15 protein-coding genes are annotated in these 15,857 nt (G+C 69.1%); 7 read left to right on the plus strand and 8 right to left on the minus strand.

The genetic code is table 11. The features are described from left to right. The first annotated feature begins 16 nt into the window (after positions 1-16). From astD to GGR12_RS11745, 5 genes are all read left to right on the plus strand, one after another. Positions 17-1,435, plus strand: coding sequence for a succinylglutamate-semialdehyde dehydrogenase (gene astD / locus GGR12_RS11725; protein WP_183204570.1), 1,419 nt, complete (start codon positions 17-19; stop codon positions 1,433-1,435). Continuing rightward, entirely contained in the window at positions 1,432-1,758 is a 327-nt protein-coding gene (locus GGR12_RS11730) for a hypothetical protein (RefSeq protein ID WP_183204571.1), read from the plus strand. The genes astD and GGR12_RS11730 overlap by 4 nt, the downstream gene beginning before the upstream one ends. Continuing rightward, positions 1,755-3,083, plus strand: coding sequence for an N-succinylarginine dihydrolase (astB, locus tag GGR12_RS11735; protein ID WP_183204572.1), 1,329 nt, complete (start codon positions 1,755-1,757; stop codon positions 3,081-3,083). The genes GGR12_RS11730 and astB overlap by 4 nt, the downstream gene beginning before the upstream one ends. A 157-nt stretch (positions 3,084-3,240) precedes the next feature. Next, a complete protein-coding gene (locus tag GGR12_RS11740; RefSeq protein WP_183204573.1) occupies positions 3,241-3,774 on the plus strand; it encodes a GNAT family N-acetyltransferase in 534 nt (177 codons plus the stop codon). 34 nt (positions 3,775-3,808) lie between these two features. Next, positions 3,809-5,104: an MFS transporter gene (locus GGR12_RS11745; protein ID WP_183204574.1), complete on the plus strand. Its 1,296-nt coding sequence runs from the start codon at positions 3,809-3,811 to the stop codon at positions 5,102-5,104. Positions 5,105-5,159: 55 nt separating this feature from the next. Here GGR12_RS11745 and GGR12_RS16845 read toward each other — a convergent pair whose 3' ends face one another. Beyond that, positions 5,160-6,002, minus strand: a complete 843-nt coding sequence (locus GGR12_RS16845; RefSeq protein ID WP_183204575.1) for a LytTR family transcriptional regulator DNA-binding domain-containing protein — start codon at positions 6,000-6,002, stop codon at positions 5,160-5,162. A 110-nt stretch (positions 6,003-6,112) separates the two neighbouring features. On the opposite strand from GGR12_RS16845, the gene GGR12_RS11755 reads away from it, so the two are divergent. Next, positions 6,113-7,384, plus strand: coding sequence for an acyltransferase family protein (locus GGR12_RS11755; RefSeq protein WP_183204576.1), 1,272 nt, complete (start codon positions 6,113-6,115; stop codon positions 7,382-7,384). Here GGR12_RS11755 and phhA read toward each other — a convergent pair. Next, entirely contained in the window at positions 7,351-8,226 is an 876-nt protein-coding gene (gene phhA, locus GGR12_RS11760) for a phenylalanine 4-monooxygenase (RefSeq protein ID WP_183204577.1), read from the minus strand. The genes GGR12_RS11755 and phhA overlap by 34 nt on opposite strands. 92 nt (positions 8,227-8,318) lie before the next feature. After that, the gene (hspQ, locus tag GGR12_RS11765; protein WP_183204578.1) at positions 8,319-8,630 is read right to left on the minus strand and encodes a heat shock protein HspQ; all 312 of its coding nucleotides are present in this window, start codon (positions 8,628-8,630) and stop codon (positions 8,319-8,321) included. Positions 8,631-8,781: 151 nt separating this feature from the next. Between hspQ and GGR12_RS11770 the strand changes: the two genes are divergently transcribed. Next, entirely contained in the window at positions 8,782-9,918 is a 1,137-nt protein-coding gene (locus GGR12_RS11770; protein WP_183204912.1) for a Ppx/GppA phosphatase family protein, read from the plus strand. Here the strand turns inward: GGR12_RS11770 and GGR12_RS11775 are convergent. The 5 genes from GGR12_RS11775 to gyrA are packed head-to-tail and all read right to left on the minus strand — an operon-like array spanning position 9,900 to position 15,781. Then, on the minus strand, positions 9,900-10,796 hold the full coding sequence (locus tag GGR12_RS11775; protein ID WP_183204579.1) for a peptidylprolyl isomerase: 897 nt from the start codon (positions 10,794-10,796) through the stop codon (positions 9,900-9,902). The genes GGR12_RS11770 and GGR12_RS11775 overlap by 19 nt on opposite strands. Positions 10,797-10,821: 25 nt before the next feature. Further along, on the minus strand, positions 10,822-11,682 hold the full coding sequence (locus GGR12_RS11780; RefSeq protein ID WP_183204580.1) for a peptidylprolyl isomerase: 861 nt from the start codon (positions 11,680-11,682) through the stop codon (positions 10,822-10,824). Position 11,683: 1 nt separating this feature from the next. After that, complete coding sequence (gene coaD, locus GGR12_RS11785) at positions 11,684-12,166, minus strand: pantetheine-phosphate adenylyltransferase (protein ID WP_183204581.1); 483 nt, start codon at positions 12,164-12,166, stop codon at positions 11,684-11,686. A 49-nt stretch (positions 12,167-12,215) separates the two neighbouring features. Beyond that, the gene (locus GGR12_RS11790) at positions 12,216-13,016 is read right to left on the minus strand and encodes an aminotransferase class IV (protein WP_183204913.1); all 801 of its coding nucleotides are present in this window, start codon (positions 13,014-13,016) and stop codon (positions 12,216-12,218) included. Next, positions 13,013-15,781, minus strand: a complete 2,769-nt coding sequence (gene gyrA, locus GGR12_RS11795; RefSeq protein ID WP_183204582.1) for a DNA gyrase subunit A — start codon at positions 15,779-15,781, stop codon at positions 13,013-13,015. Before gyrA ends, GGR12_RS11790 begins: the two co-directional genes overlap by 4 nt. Between the last annotated feature and the right edge of the window lie 76 nt (positions 15,782-15,857).

The raw sequence follows: 15,857 nt of genomic DNA on the forward strand, positions 1-15,857 counted from the left end.
CCCCCATCTGGCTGCCATGACCACTTTCCGCTCGACCGATCCCGCCACCGGCGAAACCGTCTGGGAAGGCGCCGCCGCCTCACCCGCCGAGGTCCAGGCCGCAACCGACCGCGCCCGCGCCGCCTTCCCCGCCTGGGCCGACCTGCCCCGTCAGGACCGCATCGAGGCGGTGAAACGCTACCAGGCCGTGCTCAAGGATCGGGCGCCGCAGATGGCCGAGGCCATCAGCCGGGAAACCGGCAAGGCCCTGTGGGAGACCCAGACCGAGCTGCAGGCCATGCAGGGCAAGGTCGACATCTCGATCCGCGCCTATGACGAGCGCACCGGCGAACGCACCGCCCAGACCGCCTTCGGCCACGCCACCCTGCGTCACCGCCCGCACGGCGTAGCGGCGGTGCTTGGCCCGTTCAACTTCCCCGGCCACCTGCCCAACGGCCACATCGTTCCGGCCCTGCTGGCCGGCGACACCGTCGTGTTCAAACCGTCGGAAGAGACGCCCCTCACCGGCCAGCTGATGGCCGAGGCCTTCGCGGCCGCCGACCTGCCGACCGGCGTGGTCAACGTCGTCCAGGGCGGGCGAGCTGCCGGCGCGGCCCTGCTGGACAGCGGCATCGACGCCCTGATGTTCACCGGCTCGGGCGCGGCCGGCGCCCACTTCCGGCGCAAATTCGCCGACGATCCGCACGTCATCCTGGCCCTCGAGCTGGGCGGCAACAATCCGCTGGTTGTCTGGGACGCCGCCGACGCCGAGGCCGTGGCCGGCATCGTGGTCCAGTCCGCCTTCATCACCACCGGCCAGCGCTGCTCGTGCGCGCGTCGGCTGATCGTGCCGGAAGGTGCCCAAGGCGACGCCATCATCGAGGCCGTCGCCGCCCTCTCCGACCGCCTGACCTATGCGCCGTGGAACTCGACGCCCGAGCCCTACGCGGGCCCGCTGATCTCCGAGAAGGCCGCCGCCGCCGCCCTCGCCGCCCTGCAGGAGCGCGTCGACCTCGGCGCCCGCGTCATCCGCGCCTCCGGCCCCGTCGGCAACCTGCCCGGCGCCTTCGTGAAGCCGGCCATCATCGACGTCACCGGCGTCGCCGTGCCGGACGAGGAGATGTTCGCCCCCTTCCTGTCGGTGACCCGCGTCAGCTCGTTCGAGGCCGCCATCGCCGAGGCCAACGCGACCCGCTACGGCCTCAGCGCCGGCCTGGTCAGCGACGACCCGTTCACCTGGCAGACCTTCGTCCGCCGCATCCGCGCGGGCGTGGTCAACTTCAACCGCCCGACCACCGGCGCCGCCGGCGACATGCCCTTCGGCGGCCTCGGCGCCAGCGGCAACCACCGTCCCAGCGCCTACTACGCCGCCGACTACTGCGCCTATCCGGTCGCCAGTTTCGAAGCCGAGGCGGTGAAGAACATTGAAAGTGAGATCAAGGGCTTGCGGGCGTGATCTCAGGCTGGCGCACCAACCGTCAAATCGGCCCGGAACCCCTTCTGGTCAAAATTCGTCCAGCGATAATTTACGCATCGTGCTGTGTAGGGGCGACCGGTCTGCTCATAGCCTTCTACTGGTTGGTACGGAGTGATCGCGCCAACATCTACGTCGGCTGCGGATTCTTCGGCTGCGTGATGGTATTGGGAATGGTTCAATTACTTCAGACCCGGCGTTTCCTGAACGCAGGAGCTCTGTTGGTCTTGGCGGTGATCCTGATCGCGGCCGCGCTTTGGACGCACGAAATGATGTCGCCGACCGTTCGGATCGTTCCAGTTTGACAACCCTCGAAGCCAACGCCGACGGCCTGATCGGACCGACGCATTCCTATGCGGGCCTGTCCCCGGGCAATCTCGCATCGAGCCTCAACAAGGGCGAGGCGTCGAACCCGCGCGCGGCGGTGCTGCAGGGTCTCGACAAGATGAAGCGGCTCGCCGATCTCGGCCTGCCCCAGTACGTGTTGCCGCCGCACGAGCGGCCCAACGTCCCCTTCCTGCGTTCGCTGGGCTTCACCGGCACGGACGCCCAGGTGCTGGAGCGCGCCTGGAAGGACGCGCCGACCTTCGCCGCCGCCGCCTGTTCCGCCTCCCCCATGTGGGCCGCCAACGCCGCCACCGTCACCCCCAGCGCCGACAGCGCCGACGGCCGGGTCCACTTCACCCCCGCCAACCTGGTCACCAACCTGCACCGCTCGCTGGAGCACCAGCAGACGAAGCGGGCGCTGGACGCCCTCTTCCCCGATCCCGAGCGCTTCGCCGTCCACGACGCTCTGCCGTCGGTGGCTCACCTCGCCGACGAGGGCGCCGCCAACCACGTCCGCCTGTGCGCCGACCACGGCGCGCCGGGCGTCAACCTTCTGGTCTGGGGTCGCGAGGCCTATGAGCCGTGGACGGGCGCGTATCCCGCCCGCCAGACGCGCGAGGCCTCGGAAGCCGTCGCCCGCCGCCACGGCGCGCGCGGCGCGGTGCTGGCCCGGCAGTCGAAGGCGGCCATCGAGGGCGGGACCTTCCACAACGACGTCGTCTGCGTCGGCGCGCTGGAGACCCTTTTCTTCCACGAGCTGGCCTTCGAGGACACGGCCGGGACCAAGGCCGCCATCCGCGCCGCCGCCGAGGGCTTCGAGCCGATCTTCGTCGAGGTCTCCGCCGCCGATCTGCCGTTGGCCGACGCCATCTCCAGCTACCTCTTCAACTCCATGCTGGTGCGGATCCCGGGTGAGGACCGCCTGACCCTGATCTGCCCCACCGAGACCCGCGACAACGCCCGCAGCCATGCCGTCGCCGAGGCGCTGGCGGCCTCCAACGGCCCCATCGGCCGGGTCGAGTATGTCGATGTGCGCCAATCGATGCGCAATGGGGGCGGCCCCGCCTGCCTGCGGCTGCGCGTTGTCCTGAGCGCGGCGGAACAGGCTGCCGCCAACCCGGCCATGCGCATCAACGAGGAACTGCACGGCGCCCTCAGCGTCTGGGGTGCGACGTGGTATCGCGACCGCCTCAGCCCCGCCGACCTCGCCGACCCCGCCCTGCTGGACGAGAGCCGCGGCGCGCTGGACGAGCTGACGTCGATCCTCGGCCTTGGCTCCGGCTTCTATCCCTTCCAGCGCTAGTCGCCGCGTCTCGCCCCCCTCACCCGTCACCCTCGGGCTTGTCCCGAGGGCCCATACGCGCGGTCCAGGCGGCAGGCCCTCCGCCGCTATTGAGTTCCTGGATCCTCGGCACAAGGCCGAGGATGACGGGAGAGAAAGGGCAGCCTATTCGGTCACTATGTCCTCGCCCTTCACCCATCGCATCGCCACCGAGGCCGACATCCCGGCCCTGGTCGCGCTGATGGATCGCTCGATCAGCGGCCCGCTGGCCGCCTTCCTGACGCCCGAGCAGATCGTCGCCAGCCGCAAGCTGATGGGCCTCGACAGCCAGATCATCGCCGACCGCACCTATTTCATCGTCGAGCAGGACGGCGTCATGGCCGGGTGCGGCGGCTGGAGCGGGCGCATCACCACCTATGGCGGCGACCACACGCCCGGCCGCATCCCGGCTCCGCTGACGCCCGGCGTCGACGCCGCCCGGGTGCGGGCCATGTATACGGCGCCCGAGTTCGTCCGGCAGGGCGTCGGCCGCCTGATCCTGGACCTCTGCGAGGACGCCGCCCGCGCCGCCGGCTACGACCGCGTCGAACTGGTCGCCACCATGGGCGGAGAGCCGCTGTACCTCGCCGCCGGCTATCGCGAGATCGAACGCTTCGAGGACGACCGCGGCGGCGCGCCCGTGCCTCTGGTGCGGATGGGCAAACCGCTCTAGCCCTTTGTCCCGGAACAGGGTTCGGGGGGACGGCATGCGGGCGGACAACGACATGACTCCGGCCCGGCGGCTGCGGAACATCATCGGCGGCTCGGCGGGCAATCTGGTCGAGTGGTTCGACTGGTACGCCTATGCCGCCTTCACCCTCTATTTCGCGCCCGTCTTCTTCCCCAAGGGCGACACCACGGCCCAGCTGCTGAGCTCGGCCGCCATCTTCGCCGTCGGCTTCCTGATGCGCCCGGTCGGGGCGTGGATCATGGGCGTCTACGCCGACCGCCGGGGCCGCAAGGCCGGCCTGACCCTGTCGGTCACCCTGATGTGCACCGGCAGCCTGATCATCGCCCTGACGCCGGGCTATGCCGCGATCGGCGTCGCCGCGCCCGCCCTGCTGTTGTTCGCCCGCATGCTGCAGGGCCTAAGCGTCGGCGGCGAATACGGGTCTTCGGCCACGTATCTGTCCGAGATGGCGACCGAGAAGCACCGCGGCTTCTGGTCCAGCTTCCAGTACGTCACCCTGATCTCCGGCCAGCTGCTGGCGCTCATGCTCCTCATCCTGCTGCAGAACACGATGAGCGAGGACGCCCTCGCCTCCTGGGGCTGGCGCATTCCCTTCTTTGTCGGCGCGGCCTTGGCGGTGATCGTTTTCTGGCTGCGCCGCCGCCTCGACGAGACCCGCGCCTTCGTCGTCACAGACGCGAGCGAGGCGCCGAAATCCAGCGCCCTGCTGCTGATCCTGAAACACCCGAAGGAGGCCCTGCTGGTCATGGGCCTGACCGCCGGGGGCACGCTCGCCTTCTACGCCTACACGACCTACCTGCAGAAATTCCTCGTCAATACGACGGGCTTCTCCAAGGACGTCGCCACCCAGATCAGCGCCGCCGCCCTGTTCGTTTTCATGTGCCTGCAGCCGGCCGTCGGCGCGCTTTCGGACCGCATCGGCCGCAAGCCGGTGATGGTCGCGTTCGGCGTGCTGGGCGTGCTGTTCACCGTGCCGATCATGTCGACCCTGGCCCAGGTCGACAGCCCGTTCATGGCCTTCCTGCTGGCCATGGCGGCCCTGATCATCGTCAGCGGCTACACTTCCATCAACGCCGTGGTGAAGGCCGAACTGTTCCCGGCCCACATCCGCGCCCTGGGGGTCGCCCTGCCCTACGCCATCGCCAACGCCCTGTTCGGCGGCACGGCCGAATACGCGGCGCTGTGGTTCAAGAGCGAAGGCATCGAGAGCGCCTTCTTCTGGTACGTGACCGGCATGATCGGCGTGTCGCTGCTGGTCTATCTGTTCATGCGCGACACCAAGCACCGCAGCCTGATCGACCACGCGGACTAGGCCGCGTCGGGTCGGGAGGTCCCGAAGGGCCGACGACCGCGGCCCACCAGAGTGATCAGCCCTTGAGCCGCTCCAGCGCCCCGGGATAGCGACGCGACACCGGCGCCTCGACTGCGCCCAGCTCGACCGTCCAGTCGCCGGAGCCGTCGGGGCGCAGTCCCCTCACCTGATCAACATTGACCAGCCACGAGCGGTGGGCGCGGACGAAGCCGAAACGCTCCAGCTCGACCTCGATCGCCACCAGAGTCGCGCGCATCAGCGGCCGGCGTCCGTCGCTCAGCCAGAACTCGACGTAGTTTCCCGCCGAGGACACGGCCAGGATGCCGGACAGGGGCACGCGGATGATCCGGGCCCCGTCGCGGATATCGAAGCTGACCGGCCGCACCGGCTCGTCCCGCCGGCGCCGCACCCAGGTGATCAGCCAGAAGGTCCCGACGTAGACGCAGTAGCTGATGATGTCCTTGCGCAGCTCGTAGATGAAGCGGTTTCCGAACTCGTACGGCCCGGCGTCCATGAGCTGGTAAATCAGCGACCGAAGCAGCACGAAGCCGGCGACGTGCACGGCCGAAAAGATCAACAGCGCCGTCAGATGCACGGCCGCGAACCGGAGCTTGGGTCGCCAGCCCTCGCCCGCCGCCTCGTCTGGCGGGGCCGCCGCGGTCGCCAGCCAAGGCACGATCATCGCCACCAGAATGGCGATGGCGCTGCTGCCCTCCCACGCCCACGGCTCCCACCAGTCGACGTGCGGCATGTCCGCCAGATTGGACAGCGAGTTGACGACGGCGATGACCGCCGTCGCCGGCACGATCCACAACAGGGCGATCCGCAGGTCGCAGACCCTGGCGCGTCCGAACGTCGCCCACCAGCCGCCCGTCCCGCCCGGCTCGCCGTTCGTCACAGCCGCCGCTGCGTCGTCCCCACCAGGGCGCCGTACGGCCCGAGGCGATTGCTCCGCCGGGACGCCAGAGGTCCCATCGGTCGCATCACCGCCGTTTCCGGAGCCTTTCCGTGTCAACAGACGCCGCCTCCCCCGCTTCCCTCGCCGCCCCTTCGGCCCGCCGCATCGATCTGGACTGGATCCGCGTCGGGGCCTTCGGCCTGCTCATCCTCTACCACGTCGGCATGTTCTACGTGCCCTGGGACTGGCACGTGAAGAGCGGTCATGAGGTCGAGGCCCTTGAGCCGATCATGCAGCTGACCAATCCCTGGCGCCTGACCCTGCTGTTCCTGGTCTCCGGCGCGGCGACCCGCTTCATGGCCGACAGTTTCAGCGCCCGCGGCAGGGGCCCGGGATCGCTCGCCGGCTCGCGCACCCTGCGCCTGCTGCCGCCCCTGCTGTTCGGCATGTTCGTGATCGTGCCGCCGCAGAGCTACTACGAAGTCTGGGAGGCGTTGCGCGGCCTTGGCGTCGCCGATCCGGCCGGCAGCCCGTGGCTCAACGACTTCTGGATCAAGTACGCCACGGCGTCCGGCAACTGGTGCGACGCCGATGGCTGCCTGACCACGCCGACATGGAACCACCTGTGGTTCGTCGCCTATCTGCTGGTCTACAGCCTGCTCCTCGCCGGACTGCTTGCGCTGACGGGCGGACGGCTGCCGGCGCTGGGCGTCGTGCTGGAGCGCGCCCTGAAGGGCTGGGGCCTTCTGGTCTGGCCGATCGTCTTCCTCGCCCTGATCCGCTGGGCCCTGGCGGCCCGCTTCGAGATCACCCACGACCTGGTCGAGGACTGGTACAACCACGCCCTGTCGTTCAGCGCCTTCCTGTTCGGCTTCCTGACCGCCCGCTCGGACAGCCTGCGTCAGACCTTCATCCGCCTGCGCTGGCCCGCCCTGATGCTCGCCCTGACCGCCTGGGCCGTGTGGGCCGCCTACGCCTGGCAGTACCGCGCCGACGACGCCGTCCCGGCCGAGGCCCTGCGCCGCGTCATGCGGGTGGTCTACGCCGCCGACCAGTGGGCCTTCATCGCCGCCATTCTCGGCTTCGGCGCTAAACACCTGAACCGCGACACGCCGCTGCTCCGCTATCTGACGATCGGCGTCTTCCCGTTCTACATCGCCCATCAGACGATCATCGTCGTCGCGGGCCACCATCTGGCGAAGCTGAACCTTCCGCTGGCGGCGGAGGCCTCGATCCTGATCGGGACGACCGTCATCGGCTGCTGGGCGACCTATGAGATCGCCCGCCGCATCGGCTGGTTCGGTCTGGTGCTGGGCGTGCGGCCGCAGCCGTCACCGCGACTGGAGGTTCAGGCCGCGAACCTGCCGCCGCGGGCGGCATAGGCCTGGGTGCCGCGGGTGAAGACCCGGTCGGACGGCAGCACCGTCTCGATCGGGATCGCCTCGGCGCCCTCCAGCCGCCCATAGATCGGGCCGAAGTCCTGCAGCGTCTCGCGCTTCAGCTGCTCGATGCTGTCGATGACGAAATAGACCTGCTGGAAGTCGTCGATCCGGTAGAGCGTCTTCATCACCCGCTCGAGGTCGAAGCCCAGCCGGTTCGGCGACGGGTCGTCCAGCGAGAACACGCTCTCGGTCGCCGACGACACGATGCCCGCGCCGTAGATGCGCAGGCCGTCCGTGTCCTGCATCAGGCCGAACTCGACCGTATACCAGTACAGCCGCGCGAGGTTCTGCAGCATGCCCAACGACGCCGCCCGCTGCCCGCCCTTGCCATAGGCCTCCATATAGGCGGCGAAGTCGGGGTCGGTCAGCATCGGCACATGGCCGAAGACGTCGTGGAAGATGTCCGGCTCCTGCAGGTAGTCCAACTGGTCCGGCTTGCGGATGAATTGGCCCGAGGGGAAGCGGCGGTTGGCCAGGTGGTCGAAGAACACCTCGTCCGGCACCAGTCCGGGCACGCACACCACCGTCCAGCCGGTCAGGGCCTGCAGCTTGGGATTCATCAGGGCGAAGTCGGGAATGCCGCCGGTGTTCAGGTCCAGCGCGTCGAGACCCTTGATGAACACGTCCGCCGCCCGTCCCGGCAGGATCTTCATCTGCCGCGCGTACAGCGTGTCCCAGGTCTTGTGCTCGACCTCGGTATAGGCGCGCCAGTTCTGCGGAATAGTCCAGTCGGCGGCCGCGCCTTCGGGCGGGCTTTCGAAGACGTGTTCGAAGTCGGACATGGACGCACTCCTGCTACGGGCTCTGGCGGCCCCTTGCCGACAATCTAGGCCCGGCCGTCGAAGCGCGCCAGACGAAGCGCGTCAGTCGCCGGTCAGTGGATCGCCTGCGCCTTGGGGGCGTGCCGCCCGCTGGCGTCGACGTTGAACATCCGGCGCTCTTCAGCCCCCGTCAGCACCGCCGCCCCCGGATCATGCTCCAGCGCATCCTCGGGGGCATAGGCCATGAAGCCGCCCTCCGCGCCCATCGCCATCACCTGGTAGAAGGGCTGGTTGGGCGAAATGGCGCCGGTGTCCTGGGGCTGCCCCCGGAACACAGGATCGACGTCGACGACCACGCCGCGGAAGGCCGCCTGGCGGTGTCTGACGATCTGGCCGAGGCCGAAACGGGCGATGGTGGTGCTCATGATGGAGCCGAGGCTACGCCCCGCTCCCTGAGCGAAAGCCCTGTAGTCTCGTTCATTTTCGCGTCAGACACGCTTGGCGGGATCGCGAAGGCCGGTCTAGTTTGTCCGGGACGGGCGCCGCTTTGGACCGCCCACCTTGAAAGTTCGGCCCATGCCGGAGACCGACGGCGCCCCACGGCGTTCGCGGTCCCAGCCTCGGCGGTCCCACGGAACGAGCGCCCGCGGCGGCGCCTCCGGGGACACAGAGGCGTCAGGTCGCGAGGCGCCGCTCTACGGCGCCCTCGATCTGGGGACCAATAATTGCCGCCTGCTCATTGCGAAGCCGGCGCGCGACGGCTTTCGCGTCGTCGATTCCTTCAGCCGCATCGTCCGCCTCGGCGAAGGCCTGTCCCGCACCGGCCGTCTCGACGACGCCGCCATGGAGCGGGCCTATGACGCGCTGATGATGTGCGGCGAGCGCGTCGCCCGGCGCGGGGTCGAACCTGCACGCCTGATGGCCGTCGCCACCCAGGCCTGCCGTCAGGCCGACAACGGCGCCGCCTTCATCGAGCGCGTCCGCGTCGGCACCGGCCTGAAGCTGCGCATCATCGATCCGATCGAGGAAGCCAGGCTCGCGGTCGAGGGCTGCCTGAACCTGTTCGACCAGAACGCGGAGGCGGTGCTGGTCGTGGATGTCGGCGGCGGCTCGACCGAACTCAGCTGGCTGCGTCGTCACGAGGGCGGCTTCACGCTGGAGGGCTGGATGTCGGCCCCCATCGGCGTCGTCACCCTCGCCGAGCGGCATCCCGAACCGGCCAATGCGCGCAACGGCGAACTGGCCGGCTGGTACGAAGAGATGATCGTCGACATGGGCGCCGCCATCGCCGCCGCGCCGGTCGATCCCGCCTTGCGCACGATCTTCACCGCCGGGCGGGCGCACCTGGTCGGCACCTCGGGCGCGATCACCAGCCTGGCGGGCATCCACCTGGGCCTGCGCCGCTATCAGCGGAACCTCGTCGACGGTTTGTGGATGACGCGCGGCGACTGCGAAGCCGCCGCCGAACGGCTGAAGGCCCTGGGGCCCGAGGGGCGCGCGGCCGAGTCCTGCATCGGGCCGGACCGCGCGGACCTGGTTCTGGCCGGCGCCGCCATCATGGAAGCCGTCCAGCGCGCCTGGCCGTCAGAGCGCGTGCGCGTCGCCGATCGCGGCCTGCGCGAGGGGCTTCTGCTGCAAAGGATCCGTGAGGATCGCAAGCCGCCACGGCGTCGTCGCCGCCGCGGCCGGGGCGGTCAGCCGCCGGCGACCTGAACCGGCAGGGTCACGTCGCAGACCGAGAAATCGGCGCCGCGCGCGGCCCGGGCCTCGTCCACCAGCGCCCGGAAGCGGGTCGAGCTGGTCGACAGCACCTGCACCGTCGGCCGCTCGGCCTCGGGAATGTCGGCCGCGATCCGCACCCGGATCATCCGGTCCGGCTGCGCCTGGGCCATCATGCCGTTGTCGCCGTCGCCGGCCTGAAGCGAGCGCACCACGTCGAGGCCCGACACCGTCACGCCCCAGATCGTGTAGCGCTTGTCCAATGCCGGATAGGCCTGACGCATCAGGAAGAACTGGCTGTTGGCGGTGTCATTGCCTTCGTCGCGGGCCATGCCGGCCACGCCCGGGCAGTACAGACCCCAGCCGTGCACCTTGCCGTCGCCGGTCAGGGCGAAGGCCGCGTCCGGCTGCGTCTGCACCGGCAGGGCGTTGATAAAGCCCATGCGCGCGCCCATCGGATCGGCCACGCCCACGAACGGCATGGTCGGGTCGCGACGGAAGGTGAACTCGGCCTTCAGATCGGGGAACGGGCTCTGGCCGTCGCCGGTGCCCAGCGGATCGCCGGTCTGGGCCATGAACCAGTCGATCACGCGATGCCAGATCTGCCCATCGAAGAAGCCGCGACGGGTCAGCAACTTCATGCGCTCGACATGCAGCGGCGCGATTTCCGGCGCCAGCTCGACCATCACCCGCCCCTTGGAGGTGTCGATCACCATCAGGTTCTCGGCCGGCACGGTGCGCCAGTCGGTATCGGCGATGATCGTCTGCGCAGTCGGCGGCGGCGGAGGGGCCGGCGTGCCGCCGGCGTCCTGGGCGGCGGCGGCTCCGGCCGAAAGCACGGCCAGCGCGGCGATGGCGAGCGTCAGTCTCATGGTCCCCTCCCCCTTTTCGTCCCGATCAGCCGACGACCTGCACCGGCGGCTGGACGTCGCAGACGTTGAACTGCGCGCCGCGTGCGGTGCGCGTGGTCTCGATCAGCGCGGCGAACGCCGGAGCGTTGGTGTTCATCACCCGCACGACCGGACGCTGCCCCTCGGGCAGGGCCGCGGCGGTGCGCGTGCGGGTCATGGTGTCGGGATTGGTGACCTTGCCGTCCTCGCTCTCGGAACCGACCTTCAGCGATTCCACGACATTGAGGCCGTCCACCACGCGGCCGAACGCCGTGTACTGGCCGTTCAGCGAGGCGCGCGGGCCCATCATCAGGAAGAACTGGCTGTTGGCGCTGTTCGGGTCGTTCGAGCGCGCCATGCCCGCCACGCCCTGGCAGAACAGACCGACCGCCGCCGCCTTGAAGTCGGACGTCACCATCATCTGGGCGTCCGGCTGGGTCTGGACCGGCATCGAACCCATGATCCCCAGCTGTCCACCCGGCGTCGACGACAGCGAGACGTAGCCGTCGGCCCGACCCCGGCGGAAGCCGAACTCGCCCGCGACGTCCGGCAGCTCGCTGCCGCCCAGGCCTGTGCCCAGCGGATCGCCGGTCTGGGCCATGAAGCCCTCGATCACGCGGTGGAAGGCGTGGCCGTCGTAGAAGCCGCGATTGGCCAGGGTGCTGACCCGCTCGACCGCCAACGGCGCGATGCGGGGCTCCAGCTCCACCAGGATCCGCCCCTTGGCGGTCTGGATGACCAGCAGATTCTCCGGCGCGATCGTGCGCCATTCGGCCGCGGCGGGCGCTGCGGTCTGGGCCATGACCGGGACGGCCGAGGCCAGAAGCGCGGCCGAAACGGCCGCCGCGAAGGTGAACTTGAAACGCATGCTATCCCTTGACCCTTGCCAGCACAGCGGCCGCAACGGCCGGGCTGACGAAACTTCCGATATCCCCGCCCAGACGGGCGATTTCCTTGACCAGCCGCGAGGCGACCGCCTGATGCCGCGGATCGGCCATCAGGAAGACGGTCTCGATGTCGGCATTGAGGCGTTGGTTCATCGCCGTCATCTGGAACTCATATTCGAAGTCCGACACGGCGCGCAGGCCGCGCACGATCACCGTCGCGTCCAGTTCCTCGGCGAAATGCATCAGCAGGTTGGAGAACGAGCGTACTTCGACCCGGTCGCCGAACGTCGCCACCTCGGCGCGCACCAGTTCGACCCGCTCGTCGGTAGCGAACAGCGGCCCCTTGTCGTCATTGCGGGCGACGCCGATCACCAATTTGTCGACCAGCTTCACCGCCCGGCCGATGATGTCCATGTGGCCGTTGGTGATGGGATCGAAAGTGCCGGGATAAAGCCCGATACGCATGCAGTCCTCCCCGACTTTGTTCCCGTTTAGCAGGTGCGAAACGGGCGGCCTAGATCGGTTGCGGCGCGTTCGCCGCCCAGGCCGCCTGCAACCGGTCGATCAGCGCAGGGTCCACATCCAGTGACCGGCCGTCGATATTGCCGACCGGACAGACCGGCGTCGCGCTGTTGCATATGAAAGCCTGCCGGAAGTCCGCCAACGCAGCCCGGTCGATCGGCCGGCGCTCGCTGTCCAGGCCGACGGAGTCCAGCCCCCGCTCAATCAGGCCCTGCCCGGTCCCCGCCAGCATCCGCGCAACCGGCCAGACGATCCGTCCGTCCTCGACGAAGCCGATGTTCCAGATGCTGCCCTCGGAAACCAGGCCGTCGGACCCGATGAACAGGGCGTCGTCGAAGCCCGTCATGGCCGCCGCCCGCCGCGCCCGGGTCAGCCCGAATGTCCCGGCGTGTTTCAGATGCGCGGCCTCCCGCGCATAGGCCTGCGTCTGCAGTCGCAGCGGATCGCACAGGGGCGTTGCGGGATCAGTGGCGACGACCAGGACCGACGGCTCGCCCTGGGCGTCCGGACTTCGCAGCGTCACGGTCTGCAGGAACAGTTGCACCCGCAAGCTGCAGCGCCCGGTCCGACCGTTCAGAGCCGAGCGCATGCGCTCGCGCAGCCGCCCCTCCGGAACGGCCACGCCGAACAGCTCCAGCGCTTCCTGCTCCAACCGTTCCAGATGCAGGTCCAGCCCGCGCACGCCGCCGTCCTCGATCTGCATCGAGGTGAAGGCGCCGTAGTTCGACAGCACGACCGGCGTCAGCGTCTCGACGCTGGCCGGGCGACCGTCGATCTGGATCGTCAGGCTCAGGCCTCGCCCTCACCGCCCTCGATGTCGCCTTCAACGCCGGCGTCGTCGTTGTCGCCGCCGCTGTCCGGCAGGCGCTCGACCGAGACGACCTTTTCACCGTCGGCGGTGCGGAAGATGGTCACGCCCTGGCTGGAGCGACCGACCACGCGGACCTGGCCCACCGGCGTGCGGATCATCTGCCCGCCCGAGGTGACCATCAGCAGTTCGTCGGTGTCCTCGACCGGGAAGGCCGCGGCCAGACGGTTGCCCGCGCGACCGCCGAGGCCGTGCGCCGTCAGACCCTGACCGCCGCGACCCGTGCGACGATACTCATAGGCCGACGACCGCTTGCCGAAGCCGGTCTCGGTGACCGTCAGGATGAACTGCTCGGCGGCGCCCAGTTCGGCGATCCGCTCGACGCTCAGCACGGCGTCGCCGGTCGCTTCGTCGTCGGTCTCCACCGCCGGGGTTTCGTCCTCGCCCTCGCCCGCCGCGCGACGCATGGCGTTCGAGTGCTTGACGTAGGCGGCCCGCTCTTCCGGCGTCGCATCGACGCGGCCCAGCACGGCCATCGAGATGACCTCGTCGCCTTCCTGCAGGCGCACGCCGCGCACGCCGGTCGAATCCCGCCCCTTGAAGACGCGCACGTCGTCGGCCTTGAAGCGGATGGCGCGACCGAGGGCGGTCGTCAGCATGACGTCGTCCTCGGCGGTGCACAGGGCGACGCCGACCATGTGATCGTCGCCTTCCAGCTTCATGGCGATCTTGCCGGCGCGGTTCACGGTGGCGAAGTCCGACAGCTTGTTGCGGCGCACGTCGCCCGAACTGGTGGCGAACATGATGTCGTAGTTGCCCCAGTCCGCCTCGTCCTCGGGCAGCGGCAGCACGTTCATGATGCTGTCACCCGGTTCGATCGGCAGCAGGTTCACGAACGCCTTGCCGCGCGACTGCGGATTGCCCAGCGGCAGACGCCAGGTCTTCAGCTTGTAGGCCTTGCCGTTGGTGGCGAAGAACAGCACGGGCGTATGGGTCGAGGCCGAGAACACGCCGACGACGGCGTCGTCCTCCTTCATCGCCACGCCCGAGCGGCCCTTGCCGCCGCGATGCTGGGTCCGATAGGCGTTCAGCGCCACGCGCTTGACGTAGCCGCCGTGGGTGACGGTGACGACCATATCCTCGCGCGGGATCAGGTCCTCATCCTCCATCTCGCCGTCGCCTTCCCCGATCAGGGTGCGGCGCGGCACGGCGAACTCGTCCTTCACCGCGATCAGGTCCTCGCGGATCACCGCCAGGATGTTGGCGCGGTCCGACAGCAGGGTCAGATGGCCCTGGATGGTGTCGGCCAGGTTGCGCGCCTCGGCGAAGATGTCGTCGCGGCCCAGGCCGGTCAGACGCGACAGCGTCAGGGCCAGGATGGCGCGGGCCTGTTCGTCCGTCAGGTTCAGCTTGTCGCCGTCGACCAGCATCGAGCGCGGGTCGGCGATCAGTTCGACCAGGGCGATCATGTCGCCCACCGGCCAGCTCTTGGCCTGCAGACGCTCACGCGCTTCGGTCGGATCGGCCGACGAGCGGATGATGTGGATCACCTCGTCGATGTTGGCCACGGCCACGGCCAGGCCGACCAGCACGTGGCCGCGGTCGCGGGCCTTCGCCAGTTCGAACTTGATGCGGCGGACGACCACTTCCTCGCGGAAGTCGAGGAAGATCTGCAGCAGGTCGCGCAGACCCATCTGCTCCGGCCGGCCATGGTTCAGCGCCAGCATGTTGACGCCGAACGACGACTGCATCGCCGTGAAGCGCCACAGCTGGTTCAGCACCACGTCGCCCGAGGCGTCGCGCTTCAGCTCGATGACCATACGCATGCCGTCGCGGTCGGACTCGTCGCGGACGTCGGCGATGCCTTCGACACGCTTCTCGCGGACCAGTTCGACGATGCGCTCGATCAGGGTCTGTTTGTTGACCTGGAACGGCAGCTCGGTGACCACGATCGCCTCGCGGTCCTTGCGGATGGTCTCGATCGAGGCCTTGCCGCGCACGATGACCGAGCCGCGGCCGTCGCGCAGGGCGTTGCGGGGCGTCGTGCGGCCCATGATCTCGCCGCCGGTCGGGAAGTCCGGTCCCGGCACCAGATCCAGCAGGGCGTCGTCGGTGACGTTGGGGTCGTCCAGCAGCGCGACCAGGCCGTCGATCACTTCGCCGAGGTTATGCGGCGGAATGTTGGTGGCCATGCCGACGGCGATGCCGCCCGCGCCGTTGACCAGCAGGTTCGGGATCCGGCTCGGCAGGACGACCGGCTCCAGCTCCTTCTCGTCGTAGTTCGGCTGGAAATCGACCGTGTCCTTGTCGATGTCGGCCAGCAGCGCCACGGCGGCCGGGGCCATCCGGGCCTCGGTGTATCGCATCGAGGCGGGCATATCGCCGTCGACCGAGCCGAAATTGCCCTGGCCGTCGACCAGCATCAGGCCCATCGAGAACGGCTGCGCCATGCGCACCAGGGCCATGTAGACCGAGGCGTCGCCGTGCGGGTGGAACCGGCCCAGCACGTCGCCGACGACGCGCGCGCACTTCGAGTACGACTTCTCGGGCGTCATCTTCAGGTCGTGCATCGAATACAGGATGCGGCGGTGCACCGGCTTCAGGCCGTCGCGCGCATCGGGCAGCGCACGGCTCACGATCACGCTCATGGCGTAGTCGAGATACGAGCGGCGCAGCTCGTCTTCGATGGTGATAGTGGAGATGTCGCCGCCCGCAGGCGCTGCGGCGTTCTGGTAGCTGTCGTCGGTCAAGGAAATCGGGCTTTAAATGGCCGGAATCGGAACGTGATCCGCTGCGCCGATTTCTAGCATCCGGGGGCTGTAGAGG

This window comes from Brevundimonas lenta, assembly GCF_014196335.1.
GTDB lineage: Bacteria > Pseudomonadota > Alphaproteobacteria > Caulobacterales > Caulobacteraceae > Brevundimonas > Brevundimonas lenta.

Coding starts and splice junctions, on each gene's coding strand:
- GGR12_RS11745 (WP_183204574.1), top strand. CDS start 3,809: ATGCGGGCGGACAACGACATGACTCCGGCCCGGCGGCTGCGGAACATC.
- coaD (WP_183204581.1), bottom strand. CDS start 12,166: ATGCGTATCGGGCTTTATCCCGGCACTTTCGATCCCATCACCAACGGC.
- astD (WP_183204570.1), top strand. CDS start 17: ATGACCACTTTCCGCTCGACCGATCCCGCCACCGGCGAAACCGTCTGG.
- GGR12_RS11780 (WP_183204580.1), bottom strand. CDS start 11,682: ATGCGTTTCAAGTTCACCTTCGCGGCGGCCGTTTCGGCCGCGCTTCTG.
- hspQ (WP_183204578.1), bottom strand. CDS start 8,630: ATGAGCACCACCATCGCCCGTTTCGGCCTCGGCCAGATCGTCAGACAC.
- GGR12_RS11775 (WP_183204579.1), bottom strand. CDS start 10,796: ATGAGACTGACGCTCGCCATCGCCGCGCTGGCCGTGCTTTCGGCCGGA.
- GGR12_RS11740 (WP_183204573.1), top strand. CDS start 3,241: ATGTCCTCGCCCTTCACCCATCGCATCGCCACCGAGGCCGACATCCCG.
- GGR12_RS11770 (WP_183204912.1), top strand. CDS start 8,782: ATGCCGGAGACCGACGGCGCCCCACGGCGTTCGCGGTCCCAGCCTCGG.
- phhA (WP_183204577.1), bottom strand. CDS start 8,226: ATGTCCGACTTCGAACACGTCTTCGAAAGCCCGCCCGAAGGCGCGGCC.